Raw genomic sequence first — 22,685 nt, forward strand, 5'->3', positions numbered from 1 at the left:
TTCTTATGCGATTAATAATGATTAACTATAGAGAGTTAAAACGGTAAGAGGTATATGGAAGGTAAAATCGAAGCAAAAAAAAACCACACATAACTGTGTGGTCGGAATATCTATAAAACAATTAACTTACGCCAATTGAAAATTAATCAGTTTCCTGATTAGGAGAAAGTAAAGTCAGCCTTCAAAAGGAAGTGTCATCTTGCTCAACATGTTAGTCGCAATGACTAACGAGATGACAAGATGTACTATAACCCCTTCACTGCTTGATATTTTGAAATAGATCAATTTTATAGTGATTTTACGAGCTTTAAGCACATCTAAAAGGCTCAGCAATGCAAACCGATTCAAAAATTCACCGCTAGCAGTCTCTTTTTATGTCCCATCGAATGAACTTATCCAAACCATTGATTACTAATGATGATATTGTTAACAATCTTTACCAATTCATGTTCGATGATATTTGGCATTTGCGTATACACTTTTAAGTAACCACATAGCTTATTGTGTCAGAGGTTATCTACGACACACGCTCAACCGAAACCGCGAGGCTATTGAAAAGTAAAGTCATGCTCAGAACAAATAAGAAACTCACAGAGCGAGGATGGAGGCTCCTGTGGCCATATTAAAAATGTTTGGAAAGAAAAATTCCAACAGTCCGGTCAACTCTGATATGGACAAGCAAAGAAAATACGAAGCGCTCGTCCGAGGGTACCATCGTGACTTATATCGCTACGCATACTGGTTGTGCAAAGATAAAGCGATAGCGGAAGATCTAGTTCAGGAAACCTGTCTTAGAGCCTGGAAGTCACTCGATAGTCTCCAGGATGAAAAAGCAGCCAAGTCTTGGCTCATCACCATATTGAGACGAGAAAATGCGCGCCGCTTCGAACGTAAACAATTTGATTTAGTTGATATCGATGATTACGGCAATGATGCTAAAGTCAGCGATGACCCACATCATCAGCAAGAATGGCTGCAAGCACAGATCATGAAACTCGATGTTGAATACCGCGAACCTTTATTTCTCCAAGTTGTCGGTGGTTTCAGCGGAGAAGAAATTGGCGACATTCTTGATTTAAATAAAAATACAGTGATGACTCGACTATTTCGCGCTCGTAATCAACTCAAAGAGATGTTGGATTCTCAAGATACTAAGAGAGGACAAAAGAATGGATGATTTAGAATTTCGTCGTCGTATTTTGTCGGATCCAAAACAAAAGGATGAAGAGATTCTGCAAGCTTTAGCTGGTAGCGACGCCAACAATAAGTTTGTTGATGACGTTTTGGATCTCGACGTAAAAATTAAACAAGCCATGAATGTGGATGTACCTGAAGATCTCGCTGATAAGATTTTATTTAGTCAGACGTCGAGTGCACTTGATGAAGAGAAGGTCGTCAAACCAAACTTTGTTCGCAAAGCAATGGCACTTGCCGCTTCTATTGCGTTCACCGCAGGATTATTAGTTGGTCAAGTAAACTGGGGAAATGTTTTGGTGTCTCCAGCACAAGCCAGTTTAGCGGATACCGCGATGAAACACGTTATTCATGAAGAACCTTTTGTTCGTCATCTTGATGAGGATGTACCGAGCTCGCAAATTAATGCGAAAATGTCGCCATTTCATTACCAGTTTAGTGAAAACTTTCCATATCACGTTTACTACCTAAACCACTGCGGTTTTGGCGAATCCAATGCGGTGCATATGGTATTCCAAGGTCCAAAAGGTAAAGTAACGTTATTTATTACTGGTATTCCTAGCGAACAAAGTACCGACTTTAATAAGGATGGCATGACCGGAATCGTTCAGCCCGTCGGGAGTTCAAGCCTGATTTTAGTCGGAGAAGAAGGTGAAAATATTGATGCTATCGCTACGACTCTTGCATCAATGATTAAACCGATGTAATAACTTCGACGATTTCCAGCCTTCAAAAGGTTAAATGCCGCTAAATGATCTTATTTAGCGGCATTTTTGTATAAATAGAACACAAAACATTCACCATCGCTATAGCATTTAGAGCTTAAACTCTAAATTATGCATTTTAAGTGCAATTTCCCGTCTTTTAGACATCATTTCTGCAATTTTTATTCAATTTTATCCAATGGTCGGATTTGTCCAAGCAACTATTGATACTACTATCTGCGCCACTGAGCAAAAGCTCAATTTATCGTCCAAAGAGACGAATCTAATAAGGAAAAACAAATGACTCAGAACACGCGTCTGTTTAAAAAGACTCTCCTAGCAGTAACGGTAGCTTTTGCCTCAGGTCAATCGATGGCAGCGGGTTTCCAAATCAACGCTCAATCAGCAACTGGCATCGGCCGTGCATTTGCTGGTGATGCAGTAATCGCAGATAACGCCGCGGTAATGGCTCGTAACCCAGCAGCAATGGCTCTATTTGATAAAATGGAACTTTCGCTAGGTTTCGAAAGCATTACTTCAATGATTGAAGTGAAAGATGCGAAATATAACGTTAATACTCCTTTGGGTTCCAGTACTGTAAATGTTGCTGACACTGATGATGTGGGTGATACGTCAATAGCTCCAAACATTCACCTAATCGTTCCAGTAAATGACAAGTTTGCATGGGGCGTAAACGCATACTCTAATTTCGGCACTAAAACTGAATTTTCAGATAACTACACCGCAACCGAGTACGGTGGTCTTACGGATGTAAAAAGCCTCAACTTTGGCTTTGCGGGTTCTTACCGTTTAAACGAACAATGGAGCTTTGGTGCTGGTTTAGATTTAATCTACGGCCAAGGCACAATGAAGCGTACAACTAGCTCTTCAGTCCCAGGGGTTGGCGGTCAAAAAATTCTGGACGTAGATAAAGCTGATGGTTGGGCTGTTGGTTTCAACGTTGGTACTGTGTACGAACTAGATGAAAACAACCGTTTTGGTCTAGCGTATCGTTACAGTCCTGAATTTACGGCGAAAGACGACAAAGGTCAGGAAATCACGCTACCTCTACCAGATATGGCAGAGTTTTCTGGTTTCCACAAAATCCAAGACACTAAGTTTGCTGTACACTACAGCATTCAATACATCGGCTGGAAAGATTTCGACCAAATTGATTTTGAGAACCTAAATCAGGGTTTACTTAAAGGTGGTTACTCGAAAGACTATCAATGGCAAGATGGCTGGCACTACGCAATTGGTGGTACTTACTACCTAAACAACAACTGGACACTTCGTGCTGGTTACATGTACGACACAAGCGCTCAAGATAAAGTAACGTCTATCTCGGTACCAGATTCAGATCGCCAGTGGTTCTCAACAGGTTTCTCTTACCATATTGATAATAGCTCAAACATCGATTTTGGCTTCACATACTTGTTAGGTGAAGATGTAAAAGTTAATGAGAATACTCAATTAGCTCCTGGTCTTTCTACCGGTGTAACAGCAACAACTCATGCTGATGCAATTCTATTCGGCTTACAATACAGCCGTAGCTTCTAAACGCTTCGCTGTTAGTTAGTAGAAAAATACTTTATATAAAAGGCTGGATTTCCAGCCTTTTTTCATATCTGCGATTTATTGCCCACTCAATTTGAGTGAACACGTGTATCTAAATCTCACAATTAGGACGCACAGCTGTTCGCTGAATTTCGTTTACAAGCCTTTCACAGTTAGATTATTAAACCACCCAAGCAACACTTGAAAGAATAATACTCCAAATGACTACTTATGTTGGATTTTCATTTCTAAAGTAAAAACTCTACCTTTAAACTTTCGTCCCACGTTATAAACAAATCAGCGAACATTCGAATGAAAACCAACAAGACTCTTCTATCAACAGCAGTGGCATTAAGCCTACTTGGCACAACGGGCATGGCTAACGCTGCAGGTTTCCAACTTGCTGAATATTCTGCAACAGGCCTAGGTCGAGCATATGCTGGTGAAGCAGCAATGACTGACAACGCAAGTGCACAATGGCGTAACCCAGCAATGCTAACTTATTTGGAAGGCACTCAAGTGTCCGTTGGTGCAATCTATGTGAACCCAAATATTGATATTGAAGGTGATGTAAACTTCCACGGTAGTACTTCTTCTGCATCTTCAGATGATTTCGCACATGATGCAATCATTCCAAACTTCTACCTATCACACCAATACAATGAGAAATTCGCGATTGGTTTGGCATTTGGCACCAACTACGGCATGGAAACCGATTTAGGTAAAGGCTTTGGTGCATCACACTTCGGTAACGAAGCAAGCGTAACGACAATGGAAGCGAACTTAAACGCAGCTTACAAAGTCAATGAATCAATCAGCGTTGGTGGTGGTATCCGTTACATCATCGGCGAAGGCAGCTTTGGCGCAGCAGCACCTAAGAATAACGTTGTAGGACAGCACCCTGTCACTGGCGATCCTATCAGTGTTCCTCAAGGTACCGCTCTAAAATACATGGAAGGTGACGATACCGCTTGGGGCTGGCAAGTTGGTACTGCATGGCAGATCAATGAAAATAACCGTATCGGCTTCGCGTACAAATCTGAAGTTGAACTGAAGCTTGAAGGCCATGCTGAAGGTCTAGGTTTTGGCTTCGGTACTAAGCTTTCACAACTACGTGACAACGGCTACATGTACCTAAACCTGCCTGCAACGGCTGAGTTGGCAAGCTTCCACCAAGTAACAGACCAACTTGCGTTACACGCAAGCTTTAACTGGACGGATTGGAGCTCTTTCGAGAAATTGGAAGCACGTCTAGATACCGCTGGCACGCATATGGTTAAAGTAGAAAACTGGGAAGATAACTACCGCTTTGCTGTTGGTGCTACTTACCAGCTTGATCCTAAGCTAGCGTTACGTACTGGTATTGCGTACGATACTTCAGCGGTAAGCGATAAAAACCGTACGATCACTATTCCAGAAACTGACCGTACTTGGCTAAGTATTGGCGCAACGTACGATTGGACGAAAGACTTCAGCCTAGACGCTGGCTTCACCTATATTTTTGCGAAAGACGCACCAATCGTTGAGTCTCGTGGTTACAAGTCAGACGACACTGCAGAACAAGTCGGCGGCCAATTCGTAGGCGAAACTACGGGTAATGTTTGGCTAATCGGTGTTCAAGCAAACTACCGCTTCTAACCGAGCTGCAAAATACAAAAAAGGCTTAGCATCAGCTAAGCCTTTTTTCATTTGTATATTGTAAAGAACAGCGCTTAAAAGTCTTCTAGGTATTCGTCTAAATACTCTTCTTCTTCGATGTTAACTTCTTCCACCGTTTCAACTTCTGCTTTAAAGTTTTGACGCTGAATATAAACATCGCGAGTAAGAATGTATGGATCCGGCGACGAGTCTAACTGTGCTTCTTGCGGTACTAATAAAGCACGCTTCTCCATGCCTTCAAACGCCCACTTACCCAAACTCGCCCAGAAGTTGAGGTAAGAGAGGGGTAAATACGTACTATCTACGGTATCTGTCACTTCACGTAAGGTATACGGGCCATAACCTGGAATCATGAAGTAAGGGCCATTTCCAACACCATAGTGGCCTACTGCATCACTGAACGCTTTCTCGTCGTACTTCGTAATACCCGCGGCACTTGCAATATCGAATAAACCGAAAATACCAAACGTCGAGTTAATCCAAAAACGGTTAAAGTGGTCCACGGCTTTCGTGCCGTTACCCATGACTAAGTTATTAACCATGCTGGCTGGCTCATCTAAGTTCGATAAGAAGTTAGCGATACCGGAACGAATAGGAACTGGCGTGTATTCCACATACGCAAGTGATACAGGACGAACCAAATACGGATCTAAATATTCGTAGTTGATTTCCCACATGGTTCGGTTAAAGCCTTCCAACGGGTCATACACATCAGAAGTCGTTTGATTTGTTTCTTGTCCTTTTACTGCTTCATCAGGCGCACTTGAACAGCCAACCAGTCCAACTGCAAGCAGTAACAAGAAGGTAGATTTACCCTTGTTATACATTTTATTTTCCATAACGACTATTAATCTACCTAAGTCACCCAATGAACCGTTGTACGTATGTTGAGCAGTATACGTAGTAAAGATGACTCAGATATGGGAATAAATAAAGGCCAGCAGTCGCTGGCCTTCGGTATTCTACTCGATCGTTTAGAGTCATACCACTAAAGGCAACTGACTCTACCTCGTTGTCATGTTTCAGAGACAGATGTTAACAATTAATACTGCTGATCAATGGTCACTTCTACTGGTGCGCCAAATTCAACGACGTCACTTTCTCCGTGCCAATCTTGATCACGCGTTGCTACGTTACCGTCAGAGTCCACACGCACACGGACGATTAACTTGTCGAGTGAAGATAGTTTTTGACCCTGCATCATGGCATTACCATCATCTAATACGACTGTACGAGGGAAAGTACCCAGCGGATAGCGAGCTGCCGCAACAGGCATTGGTGAGCCATCTGCACGATGTACCGACACAATCAGAACTGCGTTTGGATCCAACTGAGCATTTGGTGCCACATTAATTGTCACAGCGACACTCTTATCCGGTGAAACCGCTTCGCCCATTTGCTTACGAGCACTCTCAATACTGCGTGACAACATCTCGTAGCGGCTATCTTCTGGACCAATCATTTGCTGCATGATTCCCCAGTACTTGATGGCTGCCGGGAAGTCTTGACGCTCAAACGCATCGAACGCTAACAAAGAAAACACACGCAGATCGACATAGTCTTGCTGCATCAGCTTGCCGAGTAATGAGCGAGCCGTCGCTTGATCCATTTCCTCTTGAGACAGCATCAGAGCTTGTGCATAACCCAACATCACATCAGGATCTTGGGGCTCTAGGCGATATGACTTTTCCATCGCATCGATAGCAGTCGTGACATCACGATTTGCTAACGCAATACGACCTAGCAGTAACCAACCTGTCGAGTCTTCCGGCTGGTAATGTAAGCGAGTTCGAAGGGCAAGGGTCAAATCCGCCATTTCATCGTCACTCAACGGCTCAGAAGAAGCCGACATCAGCTTTTTCGATAACTCAGGTAGATTTGCAGACACTTCTTGCCACTGAACAATATCTTCTGACGCGCCAAATTTGTAATACAAGCCATAGCTCAACGCCACCGTCAGAATTACCGATGGGACTAAAACCGCGATTGGTGAAACCTTGGTTTCTTTTTGCGCTTTATCACCAGGAATATCGTCAAGGAGAGACTGCTTTAGATCAGAAATCAGTTCGTCTTCGCTTTCAACCAGCCCTTCGTCGGTTTCTTCTGCAAGCTCAGATAGACGGTCTTTATAAAATGCCTTGTTGAGCTCATCGCGTAACACATCATCATTGTTCGCTTTTTGTTTAAGCAGCGGCAAAGCCACCAGCGCACAAGCAATAAGCGTAAGAGCAACGGTGGAAATCCAAAATAGTGTCATTACTTCTTATCTCCGTTGTTCTCTTCTTCAAGCAATGCTTTTAAACGAGCCTCTTTTTGCTCATCCCATTGCTCGTCACTGCTCGCTTTTGCCTTAACTTTAGATTTACGGCTACGCAGTACAATCAAACCAAAACCACCCAGTACTACAGCGAGTGGCCCTAGCCACAAAATCGCAGTCGCAACCGTAAATGGTGGGTTGTAAGTCACGAAGTTACCGTAACGAGCGATCATGTAATCAACAATCTCATCTTTGGACTTACCTTCTTTGGTCATTTCGTACACCTTATGGCGTAAGTCTTGAGCAAGTTCAGCGTTAGAATCCGAGATCGTGTTGTTCTGACATTTAGGGCAACGGAGCGTATGGCTTAGCTCTTTGAACTGCTGTTCTTGTTCCAAGTTATCGAACTCGTATACTTCAATGGCAGCGTGAGCAGCAAGAGATAATGTCATGGCAGCAAAAACTGCAAGGATCAGCTTTCTCATTGCTTCGCCTCCTCAACCAATTTGTTGTAAAGCGGCTCCAGTGTTTCTGACCAATTACGTGGGTTAACATCCCCCACATGGCGATAGCGAATCACACCATTTGCATCAATAATGAATGTTTCTGGTGCACCATAAACGCCAAGGTCAAGACCAAGCATACCGCTACCATCAAATAGGCTAATTAAGTAAGGGTTGCCGAGATCATTCAACCAGCCTACCGCTTTGTTACGATCATCTTTGTAATTCATACCGATAATCTTAACGCCCTTACCCGCCAATTCGTTTAGGTATTTATGCTCTGCATAACACGTTGGACACCACGTAGCCCAAACGTTCAAGAGCAACGGCTCACCTTTAAAAATTGACTGGTCGTATTGTTTTCCAGGTTCAGCTAAGTCTTCTAAGTGAAACTCAGGAACTGGCTTACCAACCAAAACCGACTCCAATTTCGTTGGATCATCGCCCTCTTGGTTGCGCATTAACTGGGTTGCGAAAATGCCCGCCAAAATCATGAAAGCGACGAGCGGAATAAATAAGATTTTCTTATTCATGTTATGCCTCCTGCTCTTTTGACTTCGCGTTTTTCTTTGAAGATTTACGGAAGCGATAACGCTTATCTGAAATCGCTAATGCACCGCCTAACGCCATAATCAAAGAGCCAGCCCAAATCCAACGAACGAACGGTTTATAGTAAATACGAACAGCCCAAGATCGGTTGTCGTCTAAACGTTCACCCATTGCAATGTATAAGTCACGACTAATTCCACGGTCAATGGCAGCTTCGGTCATCATAGACTTAGCCGTACGGTAGAAGCGCTTCTCAGCGTGAAGCGTATTCACGTATTTGCCATCATGTGTGATCTCAAAATCCGCGATGTAGCCATCGTAGTTTGGACCATCTTTATCACGCAGGCCTGAGAAGTAGAAATCATAACCTTGAATTTGGAAGTGTTCGCCAGGTGCTAAACGTACATCACGCTCGATGCTGTAGTTCTGTACCATCGCAATACCGATAACAGATACCGCCAGACCAACATGACCCAACATCATCGCCCAATGGCTACGCTGCAGCTTACGAACACCTTCACTAAAGCTATGACGGTGCGTTGCACGCTCATATAGTTCAAAGCCATGCATTGCAATAATCCAAATCGCCATTACCCAGCCAATGTAAGCCATAGTTGAGAAGAAGTCGGCAAACAGGTATACGCATACCGCGGCCAAAGCAAAAGCAAGCACACCTGAAACGAGCATTGGTTTCACAAGTTTAGATAAATTGTCTCGCTTCCAACGGATAAGTGGACCAATACCAAGTAGGAAAGCAAATGGCATCATCAACCACGCAAACAGCATGTCGAAGAATGGAGCACCGATAGAAACCGACCCCAAACCAAGCTGCTTATGTACGAGCGGCAATAATGTCCCCACTAACACCACAACAAGTGCTGCGATAAGTAATACGTTGTTGGCTAAGAGCGCATTTTCACGAGAGACTAAGTCGAAGTTACCTCGCACACGCACTGCCGCCCCTTTCACGGCAAACAGCAATAAAGAGCCGCCGATAACGAAAACGAGGAAGCCTAGAATAAACATACCGCGCGACGGGTCAGACGCGAACGCGTGCACCGATACTAAAATACCGGAACGGACTAAGAATGTGCCCAACAAACTCAACGAAAATGCAGAGATTGCCAATAGTACCGTCCACGCTTTAAATGTTCCGCGTTTTTCTGTCACGGCAAGAGAGTGCATTAATGCGGTACCCGCTAACCAAGGCATGAATGATGCGTTTTCTACTGGATCCCAGAACCACCAACCACCCCAGCCAAGTTCGTAGTAAGCCCACCAAGAGCCTAGTGCGATACCGAGTGTTAAAAATACCCATGCAGCGGTAGTCCAAGGACGAGACCAACGGGCCCAAGCCGTATCAAGGCGTCCGGTCATTAGGGATGCGATCGCAAAAGAGAAGGCAACCGAGAAACCAACGTAGCCCATGTAAAGCATTGGCGGGTGAACAATCAAACCAGGGTCTTGAAGCAGAGGGTTCAAGTCACGCCCGTCAACCGGGAAGAAAGGTAACGTACGTAGGAATGGGTTTGACGTTAAGATGATAAACAGTAGGAAACCCACTGAGATCATGCCCATTACGGCAAGTACACGTGCAACCGACTCTTGCGGCATACCACGACTGAATGTCGCTACAGCGACAGTCCAAGCAGCCTGGATTAAAACCCATAGCAACAGTGAACCTTCGTGTGCACCCCATACTGCGGTTAAACGGTAGTACCAAGGAAGCTGACTATTCGAGTTGCTCGCTACATACTGTAACGTGAAGTCGTTGGTATAAAATCCCCAACATAAAATGGCGAAAGAGAACAACAGCATTAGGAACATAGACCAAGATAGCGGTCGCGCTGTGTTCATGAGCATGGTGTTATTATTCGATGCTCCCCACAATGGCAATACGCTCAGCAGCACAGCCATTGCAAGCGAAAGAATGAGAGCAAAGTGACCGATTTCAGCAATCATTGGCCGCTTCCTTGTTTCTGTTCTGTGCTGTATTGAAGCGGTTCATGCGTTTTCTTCATCGCTTCCGCAATTTCTGGTGGCATGTATTCTTCATCGTGCTTCGCTAGGACCTCAAATGCCTCAACTGTCGTGGCATCTTTCAGTACACCTTGAGCCACAATACCCTGCCCTTCACGGAACAAGTCAGGAAGAATACCGTCATAAGTAATCGTCACTTTAGGACCGACATCGTGCAGGTCAAAACTCACTTTCAAAGAATTAGGATCTCGACGAACCGAGCCCACAACCACCATACCACCAATACGCAGACGCTGGCCTACTTCTGGCTTGGTGCCATCTGGCTTACCATTAACCAATTCCGTTGGAGTGTAGAAAAGGTCCATATTTTGGTTAAGCGCATAAAGTATCAAACCAATGGTGGCACTAATACCGATAAAGATCGCTAGTACGATACCTAGCCTCTTTTTACGTCTCGGGTTCATAAGGTGTTCTCCATGTTCTTCGCTGCGTCGATACGAGCTTGACGGTCAATTTTTGCTTTCACTTCTTTCAATAATGCATCACCGCGGCGAAGGCTAGTGATCAGAAGAATCAGCATGGATAAGAAAGTAATACCAAACGCACTCCATACGTATGATGCGTAGCCACCCATGGCAAAAAAGTCGCTCAGAGATTCAAAATGCATAATCAATTACCTCACTGAGTTTGTTCTGTTGCGAGTTTGCGCACCCAAGGGCGGTGACTTTCTTTACTGATGATTTCGTTACGAAAACGTACCATCGTCACTGCACCAAAGAAGAACGCAAAGCCAAAGATGTTTAGCAATAACGGCCAAAGCATGTCGGATGAAATAGAAGGTTGTTCAAATTTCGTGATCGTCGCGCCTTGGTGAAGCGTGTTCCACCATTCTACGGAAAAGTGAATGATAGGTAGGTTCACGACGCCTACGATCGCTAAAATACCCGCCGCTTTTGCAGCTGTTTTCTGATCGTCAAACGCGTGATAAAGCGCAATAACACCAAGGTAGAGAAATAGAAGAATCAATTCTGAAGTAAGACGGGCGTCCCATACCCACCAAGTGCCCCACATTGGCTTACCCCAAACGGCACCAGTAAGTAGAGCAATGAAGGTAAATACCGCACCAATCGGCGCCATCGCAAGCGCCGCCATATCAGATAGACGTACTTGCCATACTAAGCCAATAAATGCCGCAATCGCCATCGACATATAAACGCCCATAGACCAAATAGCTGATGGGACGTGAATATAGATGATTCGGAAACTGTCACCTTGTTGGTAATCTGAAGGCGCAAATGCAAGCCCCCAAACCGTACCAACCGATAAGCATACGAGGGCCAATACAGAAAACCAAGGCAGAAACTTACCACTCAAACGGTAAGCGGTTTCTGGCTTGGCATAAGGATGTAGCCATTTCCACATGTTTTGTTCTCACTCTTACTTCAGGGACACTGTCTAAAGGGCTGAGACCGTAGCAGTGCTTTAATAATAATTCTTTGATCAAGCGCCGCTTCATTGGCACTTTATTGAGTTAGTTAACACTAACTCTCAATGCGGCACTAATGGCAAAAGGCGTTAACGTCATCGCTCCCATTAGCATCGCACCTAAAATTGCTAGTTGACCGTTATACGCCATACCAAGCGCGGCGGCATCAATTGCTGATGTTGCGAAAATCAAAATTGGGATGTAGAGCGGAAGAATAAGCAAACTCAAAAGAACGCCCCCCTTTTGCAACCCAACCGTCAAAGCCACACCAATAGCTCCAATAAAACTTAGTGTCGGTGTACCGATCATCAAGGTTAGTACAACAGATAGCCAAGTATTGAAATCAAGCGAAAGTAAAACCGCCAATAATGGGCTAATTAGGATCAGAGGTAACCCTGTTAACAACCAATGAGCTATGACCTTTGAAACCACTACAAGTTGCAATGGAATCGGCATTAGCATCATTTGTTCCAATGCACCGTCTTGAAAATCATCACGAAATAGACGCTCTAATGATAATAAGGCGGATAGCAATGCGGCAACCCAAACAATGCCCGCTGCAATACGTGCTAACAAATTTGGTTCAGGGCCGATACTAAGAGGAAACAGAGTAATAACAATAATAAAGAACCAAAGCGGGTTCAGAATGTCTGCCTGACGGCGAAATGCTATCAGTAGCTCGCGGCGAATGATGGTGGTCATAGATGGAATCATATCAATCACCCAACTTTATTTTTCTAAGTTTCGGGCTGTCCGAAAACATATCTTGATGCGTCGTCAACACGACAATACCGCCATTATCAGCGTGACTTGCGAACAAAGATTCAAGCACTTTGACGCCTTGCTTATCGATGGCGGTCAACGGTTCATCTAAAATCCATAAAATTTGCTTACTGAGCCATAACCTTGCTAGTGCCACTCGTCGTTGCTGACCTGCGGAAAGCTGTGCTACAGGCACATCTTCTCGACCGGCTAAACCAACTTGAGTTAAAGCAGTGAAGATTTCTTCGTCAGAAGAGCGGTTATTTTGAATAGATTGGTAAAAACGTAAGTTTTCTAGTGCGGTAAGCTCTCGTTTCACTCCAGTTTGATGCCCTAAGAACAGCAGATCTTGATGGAAAACATCACGAGATTTTTCAACCTCTTCTCCTTTCCACTTAATGATGCCTTCTTCTCTATCACCTAAACCTGTCACAATACGTAGTAACGTAGTTTTGCCAGTACCATTGCGCCCTTCTATCTGGACCAATTCACCAGGCTTAATTTCAAACTGCAGGTTTTCAAACAGGACCCTCTCATCACGGATCGCTGTCAGGTTAGATACTTCTAACATAGAGCTTCAACTAAAAAATGAACGAAGTGCTATATTAGCACAGCTTAGTTATGACAAAACAGGATAAGAGGGCTGGGATGTATGTAAGTTCATGTATTTTTGTTAATTAATCGTCACACTTTAATAAAATTAACTATAAGTAGTTATAAGCTCTCATTGTAACTTGGGGAGCGAGTGCTAAGAATGAAAAGAGCTTAAGGTAATCTAGGGCTGTATTGCAAAAAGATAATTAGTAACCGAACACAAAAAAAGAGGCTTATCGCCTCTTTTTATCGCTTTAAAACCTTTAGCGTCGACGACGTCCACGCGCCGGGTATTCTGCATCATCTGATGGCTGACCGCTTAGTGGTGGAATTTTCTCTTTTCCCGCCAGTTTTTTCTGTAGTGAAAGCATCAATTCCGCTTCAGCTTTTGGCAGTTCACACTCTTCAATGAGCTCATTGATATCTGCACCAAGCTGTACCATTTTAGAAGCTCGACTGTACAAGCGACCATCAGTATCAGCGTGTTCGAGTTCACGAATTCTCTCGTTTAGGTGCTGAATAATGTCTTGTTGTTCCGTTACTTTTTGTCCAAGACCAACGACAACCGAACGCACTTCGAGTAACTGCTTACTCAACTTTTGTACTTCTTTATCTACATGTCGAGACTGTGCTCGTTGCTGGTCTACTTGCTTTTGCAACCCCGAGCGAATGCGCAGTTGCAAAACAACCAACACCAACACGATAAAAGCGACGCCACCCGCAAGGAATGGAACAGATAAAAGAGTCTCTTCAGCCATCATTATTCAGCCCATTATAGGTGAGCCATCTCGTCCCATTCGTCATCCGTTAGGAGCTTGTTCAAATCCACAAGGATAAGAAGCTTGCCGTCACGGTTGCTCACACCTTGGATGAACTTCGCGCTTTCATCAGTACCAACAGAAGGCGTCGTGTCAATTTCAGAAGAACGTAGGTAAACCACTTCTGCCACACTATCTACCAAAATACCAATCACTTGACGCTCTGACTCTATCACAATAATACGAGTATTATCTGTAACTTCGCCTTCCATCAGGCCGAAACGTGAACGCGTGTCGATAACAGTAACCACGTTACCACGCAGGTTGATGATACCCAGAACATAATCTGGCGCACCTGGAACGGGTGCAATTTCAGTATAACGAAGTACTTCACGAACTTGCATTACGTTGATGCCGTACGTTTCTTCTTCTAGCTGGAACGTCACCCACTGAAGAACTTCGTCATTCGATGCATCTTTCTTCACTTCTACTTCAAAAGCTTGAGACATAGTTAATCCTCGTTAATGTCGTTCCCGACTTAAATCTAATTCAGTGATTTGACATCTAAACCGGCGTTTAGCATGTCAATGAGCGCCTGGACATGAATTAAGGCGCACATTTTTTCTTTTACCATGCCCGCTAGCCAAGGGCGTTTACCCGCCTGTTCACGCCAGCGAACCTTGTCGATATTGAGCATTTCCGTCCCCATTAGTTGGTTACTGGCCAGCCCCCACATGCTCTCTCCAAGCATGACAACGTATTGGTAATTATCTTTGTAACTGTCATCGCGAAGCTTATCTGCCATCACCCATTTCGCGGTATCGACGACATCAAACTGTTGCTCACGATTTGTTTGTAGCCCCAAATACCAGGCGGGCTTTCCTATCAAATGGTTAAGTTCGCTGATGCGATGAATACCACCTAACTCATCAAGCGGTACGGCAAACGTGACATCATTCACATCAAAGTAAAGCACTTGAAAATCTTCACTTCGCTTCGTGCTTTCCCAGTCAGTTGGTATTTCGGAACCTGTTTGTGTCTCGAGCTCGGTATCAACGTTCGATTCTATATTGACATCATGCTCAATCACCGATTGAGGTTCAACCAGTTCTGGCTGAGTTCCCTCAAAAACTGGCGCATCAATCACCCAGTCTTGTATCTCTTCAACTGTTTGTAACTCGGACGCCTCACTAACGGTTTGCACTTCTGGCTCAGCCGCTTTTATTTCTGCTGCAATATCAATCGTATTTTGTTCAAGAATACTATCAATATCTAACTCGGCTACAGGGTTGCTTGCTTCAAGCTGACTTAATAACCTTTGCACATCTTCCAGATTTGGGGCTTCCAATTCTGGCGGGTACGCTTCTTGAAACTGGTAAGTTTCCGGCTCCGAGTATTGAAACTGCAATTCTGGCTCTGGCTCTGGCTCTGGCTCTGGCTCTGGCTCTGGCTCTGGCTCTGGCTCTGGCTCTGGCTCTGGCTCTGGCTCTGCAGATGATATTTCTTGAGCCAGCAAGTCAAGCTCTTCCTCAAGAGTCGTTGCTTCAGCCTCATCACCCAATAGCGCATTAAAGTAGTCATCAAGCGCTTGTTCACTGGAAAGCACGTCGTTACTGCTCATCGAACGCTAACCTCTCCAGGTAAATCAATAACTGTTTATACGCAAACACACCGCGACTACCAGATGCAAAATGCGATGCTGGCAAATGCTTTAAACTAGCATCACGGAACTTGGTATCAATCGGCACCGCAGAGGTCCATACTTGATTTGGGTAATCTTTCTTCAGTTGCATCAATGTCTGCAAAGACGCTTTGGTGCGCTTGTCATACATCGTTGGAACGATAGTCACTTTGAAACCACCCGGACGAGACTTTTGCATAATGGTTAACGTGCGCATCATGCGTTCCAAGCCTTTCATCGCCAAAAACTCGGTTTGAACGGGAATCAAAATTCGGTCACTGGCGGCCAGTGCGTTGACCATCATCACACCAAGAATTGGCGGGCAGTCAATCAACACATAATCATAGTCTTGTGAGACCGCTTGTAGAGCTCGTTTTAAGATCAATCCCATCCCACTGCGATTCCCCATGACACGATCAAGCGTCGCAAGGGACATATGCGCGGGAATGATATCCATCCCTTCCAGTTTTGTCTCTAGGATTAACGGCCTCACCGTTTCACGAGAGAATGTCTTCAACTGGAATAAATCAAATAGGCTCGAAGTTACTGCGTCAGGATCATAACCAAGATAGGTAGTCAGTGATGCGTGAGGGTCAGTATCGACCATCAGTACGCGATGACCTTTTTGACTCAGCAAACCCGCTAATGTTACTGTTGAGGTGGTTTTACCCACGCCACCTTTCTGGTTAGCTACACTCCAAACAATCATGATGAATCCTACGCTAGGCCAACTTCCACCAACATGCGTTCTGCAATGCGGTCAAGCGGTAAATCTTCTGAAGAAATGCCTGCTTTAGCAACAGCTTGGGGCATACCATAAACAACACAACTTTCTTCATCTTGAGCCCAAATAGTTGAGCCTGAAGACTTCAACATACGAGCGCCTTCACGACCGTCTGCACCCATGCCAGTCAGCACTAAAGAGAGTACTTTGTCACCGTATACTTTGGCTGCAGAACCAAAAGTCACATCCACACATGGTTTGTAGTTCATGCGGTCGCCGCCATCAATGATGCGAAGACGAGCAGCCCCCGCTCGACCATCCACCATCATTTGCTTACCACCTGGAGCAAGGTATGCCACACCTGGCTGCAAGACGTCGCCATCTTGTGCTTCTTTCACTTGAATCTTACACAAGGTATTCAAACGGCTGGCAAATGCAGCAGTAAAGGTTGCTGGCATATGTTGGATCAATACGATCGGATGCGGGTAGTTCATCGGTAAACGCGTCAGAATTTTTTGCAAAGCAACCGGACCACCAGTCGACGTGCCAATTGCGGTCAGTTGATACTTCTTACCAGAGGCTCGGAACTTTGCCGCAGCCGGTCGAGCAGGAGCTGGAGTCGCTGGCGAAGCCGTTCTTGAACCTAGTGGACGAGCTGCCGCACTGGTACTCGCAGCAGCGCGAGTGATTGGTCGACGCATAAAAGCGCGCTTCGAAGCAATCTGAATAACACGTTGCTGAAGCAGTGACACCGCTTCTTCGCGGTTACGTGCGATGTCTTCAAACTTTTTCGGCAAGAAATCCAATGCGCCCGCATCTAGCGCATCAAGCGTGGCTTTCGCCCCGTCATGAGTCAGGGACGAAAACATTAGGATTGGCGTTGGAGCCGCTGCCATGATTTCACGCACAGCGGTAATGCCATCCATCACTGGCATTTCAATATCCATCGTGATGACGTCCGGTTTAAGAGATTTGGCTTTCTCAACCGCCTCTCTGCCATTTACCGCAACGTCAATCACTTCTAGGCGCGATTCTGAGTTGATGATTTCGCTCACGCGACGTCGAAAAAAACTCGAATCATCAACGACTAGTACTTTAATCGCCATCTTATTCCTTTTAATAACGTCAGCTTTGCTTAAAGGCGTGAAGCCGCAGCATATCGCTTAAGTAAATCAGGCACATCTAGAATTAATGCAATATGGCCATCGCTAGTGATTGTTGCACCAGCCATGCCCGGAGTGCCTTGCAATAGATTATCGAGTGGCTTAATAACCACTTCTTCTTGACCAATAAGCGTATCCACAACAAAACCAACGCGCTGGTTACCGATCTGTACAATAACCACATGACCGTGACCAGTACGCTCTTCGACGTTTTGTGATTTGGATGCTAACCAGTTCTGTAAGTAAAATAGCGGGATAGATTTTTCACGCACAATGATCGTCAACTGACCATCTACCACGTTTGTGCGACTCAGATCCAAGTGGAAAATTTCGCTCACCGATGCCAGTGGCAGCGCAAACGGATGACCGCCAACACCAACCATCAGTGTTGGTAGGATCGCAAGCGTCAGTGGTACTTTGATGGTGATCTTAGTGCCTTTACCTAGCTCAGAATCGATATCGATTGAACCATTTAAGGTGTTGATAGCCGTCTTAACCACATCCATGCCAACGCCACGGCCAGAGATGTCAGAAATTTTATCTTTACTTGAGAAACCTGGCGCAAAGATAAGGTTGAAGCACTCTTTGTCTGTTAAACGGGCCGCTGCATCTTCGTCCATCATGCCGCGCTTAACCGCGATACCACGCAGTTTGTTCGGGTCCATACCGCCGCCATCATCTACGATGGATAGCTCAATGTGATCCCCTTCTTGTGATGCAGACAAAATCACTTTACCTGTGCGTGATTTACCTGCTTTCGCGCGGTCGTCTGGCATTTCAATACCGTGGTCAACCGAGTTACGAACCAAGTGAATCAATGGATCAGCCAATGCTTCTACAAGGTTTTTATCGAGATCGGTTTCTTCACCGCGCATTTCCAACACGATGTCTTTATTTAGGTTGCGCGCCAAGTCACGGACAACGCGTGGGAAACGGCCAAATACTTTCTTGATTGGCTGCATACGCGTTTTCATTACCGCGCCTTGCAGATCCGCCGTTACGACATCAAGGTTGGCGACCGCTTTGGACATTTCTTCATTGTCGCTGTTCAAACCAAGGCTTAATAGACGGTTTCGGACCAATACAAGCTCACCTACCATGTTCATGATGGTATCAAGCGTTGAGGTATCGACACGAACGGTTGCCTCTGCCTGAGGCTTTTTAACCGCTGGCGCTTTCGCCTCTTCTTTCACCGCGACAGGTTTAGATTCTGGCTTTGGTGCTGGAGCCGGAGTTGGAGCTGCTGGTGCTGGCTTAACCGCAGGCTCAGGTTTCGCAGGGCTTTCCTCTACGTTTGCTGATGCCGGCTTCGTTGCCATATCCAGTTCTTCCAGAGTGGGACCTTTGCCCGCACCATGTAGCTCATCGAGTAACTTTTCGAACTCTTCGTCCGTCATTAAGTCACTATCTTGATTTGCTGACGATGCAACTGGCGCAGCTGGTTCTGCCGCTTTAGGAGGTTCTGCTGGTGCAGATGCTGCAGCCTCTGCCGCTGATGGACTTTTGCCAACGCCGTGAAGTTCGTCAAGTAGACGCTCAAATTCATCGTCAGTGATATCGCCACTTTCAACTGATGGCGCACTTGATTGAGGGGGCTCTGATGGCGTTGTTGGTGTCGCAGGTTCTGAAGCGCCTGGAGCTGAGCCTTTACCATGAAGCTCATCCAGCAGCTTTTCGAATTCGTCTTGGGTAATTTCATCAACAGAGCCGACACTTGACGCTGGAGCGGCAGGTTCTTCAATAACAGGCTCAGGAATGACAGGTTCAGGAGTAACCACTGGTTCTTCAACCACGGTTGCAGCGACTTCATCTTCTGATTCAGGTTTACATAGACGATGAAGTTCTTCAAGAAGGGCAGGATCCGCAGCTTCCAATGGCTCACGATCTTGAACAGCTTGGAACTGGGTATTGACCGTATCCAACGCTTTTAGCATCGTATCCATTAAGTTTTGCGTGACCGTGCGTTGGCCGTTTCGTAAAACGTCGAACACGTTCTCCGCACCATGACAAGTATCGACTAGCTCTGCCAAAGACAGGAAGCCAGCACCGCCTTTTACGGTGTGAAACCCACGGAAAATTGCATTAAGTAAGTCTTTGTCTTCTGGGTTATTTTCCAATTCAACCAACTGCTCAGAAAGCAGTTCGAGAATTTCCCCAGCCTCAATGAGAAAGTCCTGAAGAATATCTTCGTCTAAATCGTAGCTCATACGTTACCTTTAAAATCCAAGACTGGACAACAAGTCATCGACTTCGTCCTGCGATGAAACCGCATCTTCTCTCAGTTCTGGATGAAGAATCGGGCCTTCGGCTTCGCTTGTTTGTGTATTCTTTTTATCTGCCGGTTCTGACAAAACTTGAATGTGTTCTTCAGGTTTATTTCCAGAGAATACGGTTAGGATTTCCACTAAGCGGCCTTCTACTTCATTTACCAACGTAATTACGCGGCGAATAATTTGGCCAGTTAGGTCTTGGAAGTCTTGCGCCATGAGAATTTCGGTCAATTGACCACGCAACTCAGTGCTGTCACCTTCGACTTGAACTAATAGCTCGTCGATTCGGTGACAAAGTGCTTTGAATTCGCTTAATTCGATGCGCCCGTGCATGAGTTCATTCCATTGAGGACGAACTTTCTGAAGGCAATCATGCAGGTTGTCAGCGATAGGAAGGCAGCAGTCGACTGCATCCATCGTTTTGTTGGCTGCTAGCTCTGTCTTCTCGATCACATAATTAAGACGATCCCTTGCGTTAGGGATTTCGTCTTTCGCAATTTCGGTCATGCGCTGATCGAGACTGAACTGCTTGAGTGATTCGTGAAGGTCTCGAGTTAAGGCTCCAATTTCTTGCAGCATTGGATTCTCGGCACCTTCGTAGATCGAGGCAACAAGCATATTGGCTTGGTCTTGTTCCCCGTTTTCTAGCATTTGAACGAGTGACTTCGCCTGCTCTAGTGAGATCATTCTGAATAGACCCTTTTACGTTTAGTTCTTCTTATCACTTTAAAAACGCTAAACGAGTCATTTAATAGGTATTTAATAATTGGTATGAATGACTCGAATAACAAAGAGAAAAAGAGAGAGTTATAAACGCTCGAAAATTTTATCTAATTTTTCTTTTAATGTTGCAGCAGTAAATGGCTTAACAATGTAGCCGTTTACGCCTGCTTGAGCAGCTTCAATGATCTGCTCACGCTTCGCTTCAGCCGTGATCATTAGAACTGGCAAATGCTTAAGTTCTGCATCCGCGCGGATGTGTTTAAGCAAATCGATGCCTTGCATACCTGGCATGTTCCAGTCAGTTACAACAAAATCGAAGTCACCTTTTTTCAGCATTGGTAATGCGGTTAAACCATCGTCCGCTTCTTGAGTGTTATTGAAACCCAAGTCACGAAGCAGGTTTTTAACAATACGGCGCATTGTTGAGAAATCATCAACAATAAGGATCTTCATGTTTTTATTCAAAATTGCCTCCACTGAATCGTAAAATCAGTGTTTTTAGTCATTTTGTGTCCACGCACTGAGCTTGGTGCGCAAACGTTGCATCGCTTGACTCAGTATTTGACTTACGCGAGATTCGCTTACGCCTAACACATCGCCAATTTCTTTCAAATTGAGTTCTTCATCATAATAAAGCGAAAGTACCAAAGCTTCACGCTCTGGAAGCTGTTTTATTGATTCAACCAGTGCTTTTCGAAATGATTCGTCGGCAACCCCTTTGAATGGGTTACTGTCATCAGTTTCATCTGCAGGCGAAATCACATCATCAGAAACGCCTAAATCTTCAATACCGACTAATTTTGAGCAGTTGATATCGGTCAGAGCACTATGATATTGATCCAGTGTCATACCGAGATGCGTGGCTACTTCAGAATCAGTAGGATCTCTATTTAATTCGCCTTCCAGTTCCGCAATCGCTTGGTTAATCTCTCGATTATTTTTATGAACAGAACGCGGTACCCAATCGCCTTTGCGCATGTCATCTAACATTGCACCGCGAATACGGATACCTGCATAAGTTTCAAAGCTCGCACCTTTAGAACCATCATAATTCTGCTGAGCTTCGATAAGACCGATCATGCCGGCCTGAATTAAATCCTCTACCTGAACACTCGGCGGTAAACGGCCTAATAGGTGGTGAGCAATGCGCTTAACCAACACTGAGTAGCGCTCTATAAACGCTTGCTGGCTATTAAACTTGCCATGTTGGTCATAGGTTATCGCTTTATTCACCAAAAGGGTCCTCTGCGAATTCGGTACGATTTAGCAACCTTTCCACAAAAAATTCCAAGTGTCCACTTGGTGTTTTCGGTAGTGGCCACGTTAACGCTTTGTTTGCTAGTGAGCTGATAGCTAAAGCGGCAGGTGAGCGAGGGAACGCATCAACGACAATTTTTTGTCTTTTTACAGCCTGTCGTACTTTATCATCTAATGGAATACATGCTACGAGTTCAAGGCTGACATTCAAGAATCGCTCTGTGACTAGCGTCAACTTTGCAAACAATTCTCGCCCTTCACGGTAGCTTCTGACCATATTTGCTACAACTTTAAAGCGTTGGACCTGGTGTTCTTTACTTAACAGCTTAATTAACGCATATGCATCTGTGATTGAAGTTGGTTCATCACACACAACCACAACGACATCTTGAGCTGCTCGCGAAAAACTGATTACCATGTCAGAAATGCCTGCGGCGGTATCTATCAGCAGGACGTCCATTTCGTCTTCAAGACTACCAAATGCTCGAATGAGTCCAGCATGTTGAGCGTGAGAAAGCTCAGTCATGCTCTGTGTGCCAGAAGTTGCAGGGATTATCTTTATACCATAAGGCCCTTCGACAATCGCATCTTTTAGCTCACATTCACCCGCTAAGACATGTCCTAGATTACGTTTTGCACGAATTCCGAGCATCACGTCCACATTGGCCAGACCTAAATCAGCGTCGAGAACCATCACCTTCTTGCCTTGGCGAGCCATACAAATCGCCAGACCCAGTGTTACGTTTGATTTCCCCACACCACCTTTGCCGCCAGTAACAGCAATCACTTTGGTCAACGATGGTTGTGTTAAGCGACGGAGGCCGCTTGCTTGATCGTGTATCATATTCTCAGTCATAGTAGTCC

The 22,685-nt window shown here is 45.0% G+C and carries 24 protein-coding genes; 4 read left to right on the plus strand and 20 right to left on the minus strand.

The genetic code is table 11. From position 1 onward, the window contains the following. Nucleotides 1–601 precede the first annotated feature (601 nt). From L3V27_RS16920 to L3V27_RS16935, 4 genes are all read left to right on the plus strand, one after another. On the plus strand, nt 602–1,177 hold the full coding sequence (locus tag L3V27_RS16920; RefSeq protein ID WP_029836529.1) for a sigma-70 family RNA polymerase sigma factor: 576 nt from the start codon (nt 602–604) through the stop codon (nt 1,175–1,177). Beyond that, entirely contained in the window at nt 1,170–1,901 is a 732-nt protein-coding gene (locus L3V27_RS16925; RefSeq protein WP_182019774.1) for a DUF3379 domain-containing protein, read from the plus strand. The genes L3V27_RS16920 and L3V27_RS16925 overlap by 8 nt, the downstream gene beginning before the upstream one ends. Before the next feature lie 297 nt (nt 1,902–2,198). Continuing rightward, complete coding sequence (locus L3V27_RS16930) at nt 2,199–3,458, plus strand: outer membrane protein transport protein (RefSeq protein WP_124008391.1); 1,260 nt, start codon at nt 2,199–2,201, stop codon at nt 3,456–3,458. Nucleotides 3,459–3,767: 309 nt separating this feature from the next. After that, complete coding sequence (locus L3V27_RS16935; RefSeq protein ID WP_237312375.1) at nt 3,768–5,093, plus strand: outer membrane protein transport protein; 1,326 nt, start codon at nt 3,768–3,770, stop codon at nt 5,091–5,093. 74 nt (nt 5,094–5,167) lie between these two features. Here L3V27_RS16935 and L3V27_RS16940 read toward each other — a convergent pair whose 3' ends face one another. The 20 genes from L3V27_RS16940 to L3V27_RS17035 form a co-directional block, all read right to left on the minus strand. Then, nucleotides 5,168–5,941 carry an MlaA family lipoprotein gene (locus L3V27_RS16940; RefSeq protein WP_182034831.1) on the minus strand — a complete coding sequence of 258 codons (774 nt, stop codon included), beginning with the start codon at nt 5,939–5,941 and terminating at the stop codon, nt 5,168–5,170. Nucleotides 5,942–6,156: 215 nt separating this feature from the next. Further along, nucleotides 6,157–7,371 carry a c-type cytochrome biogenesis protein CcmI gene (gene ccmI, locus L3V27_RS16945; RefSeq protein ID WP_237312377.1) on the minus strand — a complete coding sequence of 405 codons (1,215 nt, stop codon included), beginning with the start codon at nt 7,369–7,371 and terminating at the stop codon, nt 6,157–6,159. After that, complete coding sequence (locus L3V27_RS16950; protein WP_005380519.1) at nt 7,371–7,856, minus strand: cytochrome c-type biogenesis protein; 486 nt, start codon at nt 7,854–7,856, stop codon at nt 7,371–7,373. The genes ccmI and L3V27_RS16950 overlap by 1 nt, the downstream gene beginning before the upstream one ends. Then, the gene (locus tag L3V27_RS16955; RefSeq protein WP_012841537.1) at nt 7,853–8,407 is read right to left on the minus strand and encodes a DsbE family thiol:disulfide interchange protein; all 555 of its coding nucleotides are present in this window, start codon (nt 8,405–8,407) and stop codon (nt 7,853–7,855) included. Before L3V27_RS16955 ends, L3V27_RS16950 begins: the two co-directional genes overlap by 4 nt. A gap of 1 nt (nt 8,408) precedes the next feature. Beyond that, entirely contained in the window at nt 8,409–10,385 is a 1,977-nt protein-coding gene (locus L3V27_RS16960; protein WP_005394299.1) for a heme lyase CcmF/NrfE family subunit, read from the minus strand. Next, a complete protein-coding gene (ccmE, locus tag L3V27_RS16965) occupies nt 10,382–10,867 on the minus strand; it encodes a cytochrome c maturation protein CcmE (RefSeq protein ID WP_005380516.1) in 486 nt (161 codons plus the stop codon). The genes L3V27_RS16960 and ccmE overlap by 4 nt, the downstream gene beginning before the upstream one ends. Then, the gene (gene ccmD, locus L3V27_RS16970; RefSeq protein ID WP_005380515.1) at nt 10,864–11,070 is read right to left on the minus strand and encodes a heme exporter protein CcmD; all 207 of its coding nucleotides are present in this window, start codon (nt 11,068–11,070) and stop codon (nt 10,864–10,866) included. The genes ccmE and ccmD overlap by 4 nt, the downstream gene beginning before the upstream one ends. Before the next feature lie 11 nt (nt 11,071–11,081). After that, nucleotides 11,082–11,825, minus strand: coding sequence for a heme ABC transporter permease (locus tag L3V27_RS16975; protein WP_005394301.1), 744 nt, complete (start codon nt 11,823–11,825; stop codon nt 11,082–11,084). Nucleotides 11,826–11,934: 109 nt separating this feature from the next. Continuing rightward, nucleotides 11,935–12,603 carry a heme exporter protein CcmB gene (ccmB, locus tag L3V27_RS16980; RefSeq protein WP_006741714.1) on the minus strand — a complete coding sequence of 223 codons (669 nt, stop codon included), beginning with the start codon at nt 12,601–12,603 and terminating at the stop codon, nt 11,935–11,937. 1 nt (nt 12,604) lies between these two features. Next, nucleotides 12,605–13,222, minus strand: a complete 618-nt coding sequence (gene ccmA / locus L3V27_RS16985; protein WP_012841536.1) for a cytochrome c biogenesis heme-transporting ATPase CcmA — start codon at nt 13,220–13,222, stop codon at nt 12,605–12,607. Between the two features lie 286 nt (nt 13,223–13,508). Then, nucleotides 13,509–14,003, minus strand: coding sequence for a DUF2802 domain-containing protein (locus tag L3V27_RS16990; protein ID WP_041853027.1), 495 nt, complete (start codon nt 14,001–14,003; stop codon nt 13,509–13,511). Between the two features lie 14 nt (nt 14,004–14,017). Beyond that, the gene (locus L3V27_RS16995; RefSeq protein WP_005380507.1) at nt 14,018–14,512 is read right to left on the minus strand and encodes a chemotaxis protein CheW; all 495 of its coding nucleotides are present in this window, start codon (nt 14,510–14,512) and stop codon (nt 14,018–14,020) included. Between the two features lie 35 nt (nt 14,513–14,547). Then, nucleotides 14,548–15,624: a chemotaxis protein CheW gene (locus tag L3V27_RS17000; protein ID WP_237312379.1), complete on the minus strand. Its 1,077-nt coding sequence runs from the start codon at nt 15,622–15,624 to the stop codon at nt 14,548–14,550. Continuing rightward, nucleotides 15,614–16,393 (minus strand): ParA family protein, encoded by a 780-nt coding sequence (locus tag L3V27_RS17005; protein ID WP_006741712.1) that lies wholly within the window; start codon nt 16,391–16,393, stop codon nt 15,614–15,616. The genes L3V27_RS17000 and L3V27_RS17005 overlap by 11 nt, the downstream gene beginning before the upstream one ends. An 8-nt stretch (nt 16,394–16,401) precedes the next feature. Next, nucleotides 16,402–17,514, minus strand: coding sequence for a chemotaxis response regulator protein-glutamate methylesterase (locus L3V27_RS17010; protein WP_237312380.1), 1,113 nt, complete (start codon nt 17,512–17,514; stop codon nt 16,402–16,404). Nucleotides 17,515–17,543: 29 nt separating this feature from the next. Beyond that, the gene (locus tag L3V27_RS17015; RefSeq protein ID WP_047008843.1) at nt 17,544–19,778 is read right to left on the minus strand and encodes a chemotaxis protein CheA; all 2,235 of its coding nucleotides are present in this window, start codon (nt 19,776–19,778) and stop codon (nt 17,544–17,546) included. A 9-nt stretch (nt 19,779–19,787) separates the two neighbouring features. Next, nucleotides 19,788–20,528: a protein phosphatase CheZ gene (locus L3V27_RS17020; RefSeq protein WP_006741709.1), complete on the minus strand. Its 741-nt coding sequence runs from the start codon at nt 20,526–20,528 to the stop codon at nt 19,788–19,790. A gap of 120 nt (nt 20,529–20,648) precedes the next feature. Continuing rightward, entirely contained in the window at nt 20,649–21,017 is a 369-nt protein-coding gene (cheY, locus tag L3V27_RS17025; protein WP_017635949.1) for a chemotaxis response regulator CheY, read from the minus strand. Between the two features lie 45 nt (nt 21,018–21,062). Then, a complete protein-coding gene (locus L3V27_RS17030; protein WP_048625854.1) occupies nt 21,063–21,797 on the minus strand; it encodes an RNA polymerase sigma factor FliA in 735 nt (244 codons plus the stop codon). Further along, nucleotides 21,790–22,677 (minus strand): MinD/ParA family protein, encoded by an 888-nt coding sequence (locus L3V27_RS17035; protein ID WP_005380498.1) that lies wholly within the window; start codon nt 22,675–22,677, stop codon nt 21,790–21,792. The genes L3V27_RS17030 and L3V27_RS17035 overlap by 8 nt, the downstream gene beginning before the upstream one ends. Between the last annotated feature and the right edge of the window lie 8 nt (nt 22,678–22,685).

It is taken from the genome of Vibrio sp. J2-3(2022) (assembly GCF_021725735.1).
GTDB classification, from domain to species: Bacteria; Pseudomonadota; Gammaproteobacteria; order Enterobacterales; family Vibrionaceae; genus Vibrio; species Vibrio diabolicus.

Coding starts and splice junctions, on each gene's coding strand:
- L3V27_RS16920 (WP_029836529.1), top strand. CDS start 602: ATGGAGGCTCCTGTGGCCATATTAAAAATGTTTGGAAAGAAAAATTCC.
- L3V27_RS16925 (WP_182019774.1), top strand. CDS start 1,170: ATGGATGATTTAGAATTTCGTCGTCGTATTTTGTCGGATCCAAAACAA.
- L3V27_RS16930 (WP_124008391.1), top strand. CDS start 2,199: ATGACTCAGAACACGCGTCTGTTTAAAAAGACTCTCCTAGCAGTAACG.
- L3V27_RS16935 (WP_237312375.1), top strand. CDS start 3,768: ATGAAAACCAACAAGACTCTTCTATCAACAGCAGTGGCATTAAGCCTA.
- L3V27_RS16940 (WP_182034831.1), bottom strand. CDS start 5,941: ATGTATAACAAGGGTAAATCTACCTTCTTGTTACTGCTTGCAGTTGGA.
- ccmI (WP_237312377.1), bottom strand. CDS start 7,371: ATGACACTATTTTGGATTTCCACCGTTGCTCTTACGCTTATTGCTTGT.
- L3V27_RS16950 (WP_005380519.1), bottom strand. CDS start 7,856: ATGAGAAAGCTGATCCTTGCAGTTTTTGCTGCCATGACATTATCTCTT.
- L3V27_RS16955 (WP_012841537.1), bottom strand. CDS start 8,407: ATGAATAAGAAAATCTTATTTATTCCGCTCGTCGCTTTCATGATTTTG.
- L3V27_RS16960 (WP_005394299.1), bottom strand. CDS start 10,385: ATGATTGCTGAAATCGGTCACTTTGCTCTCATTCTTTCGCTTGCAATG.
- ccmE (WP_005380516.1), bottom strand. CDS start 10,867: ATGAACCCGAGACGTAAAAAGAGGCTAGGTATCGTACTAGCGATCTTT.
- ccmD (WP_005380515.1), bottom strand. CDS start 11,070: ATGCATTTTGAATCTCTGAGCGACTTTTTTGCCATGGGTGGCTACGCA.
- L3V27_RS16975 (WP_005394301.1), bottom strand. CDS start 11,825: ATGTGGAAATGGCTACATCCTTATGCCAAGCCAGAAACCGCTTACCGT.
- ccmB (WP_006741714.1), bottom strand. CDS start 12,603: ATGATTCCATCTATGACCACCATCATTCGCCGCGAGCTACTGATAGCA.
- ccmA (WP_012841536.1), bottom strand. CDS start 13,222: ATGTTAGAAGTATCTAACCTGACAGCGATCCGTGATGAGAGGGTCCTG.
- L3V27_RS16990 (WP_041853027.1), bottom strand. CDS start 14,003: ATGGCTGAAGAGACTCTTTTATCTGTTCCATTCCTTGCGGGTGGCGTC.
- L3V27_RS16995 (WP_005380507.1), bottom strand. CDS start 14,512: ATGTCTCAAGCTTTTGAAGTAGAAGTGAAGAAAGATGCATCGAATGAC.
- L3V27_RS17000 (WP_237312379.1), bottom strand. CDS start 15,624: ATGAGCAGTAACGACGTGCTTTCCAGTGAACAAGCGCTTGATGACTAC.
- L3V27_RS17005 (WP_006741712.1), bottom strand. CDS start 16,393: ATGATTGTTTGGAGTGTAGCTAACCAGAAAGGTGGCGTGGGTAAAACC.
- L3V27_RS17010 (WP_237312380.1), bottom strand. CDS start 17,514: ATGGCGATTAAAGTACTAGTCGTTGATGATTCGAGTTTTTTTCGACGT.
- L3V27_RS17015 (WP_047008843.1), bottom strand. CDS start 19,778: ATGAGCTACGATTTAGACGAAGATATTCTTCAGGACTTTCTCATTGAG.
- L3V27_RS17020 (WP_006741709.1), bottom strand. CDS start 20,528: ATGATCTCACTAGAGCAGGCGAAGTCACTCGTTCAAATGCTAGAAAAC.
- cheY (WP_017635949.1), bottom strand. CDS start 21,017: ATGAAGATCCTTATTGTTGATGATTTCTCAACAATGCGCCGTATTGTT.
- L3V27_RS17035 (WP_005380498.1), bottom strand. CDS start 22,677: ATGACTGAGAATATGATACACGATCAAGCAAGCGGCCTCCGTCGCTTA.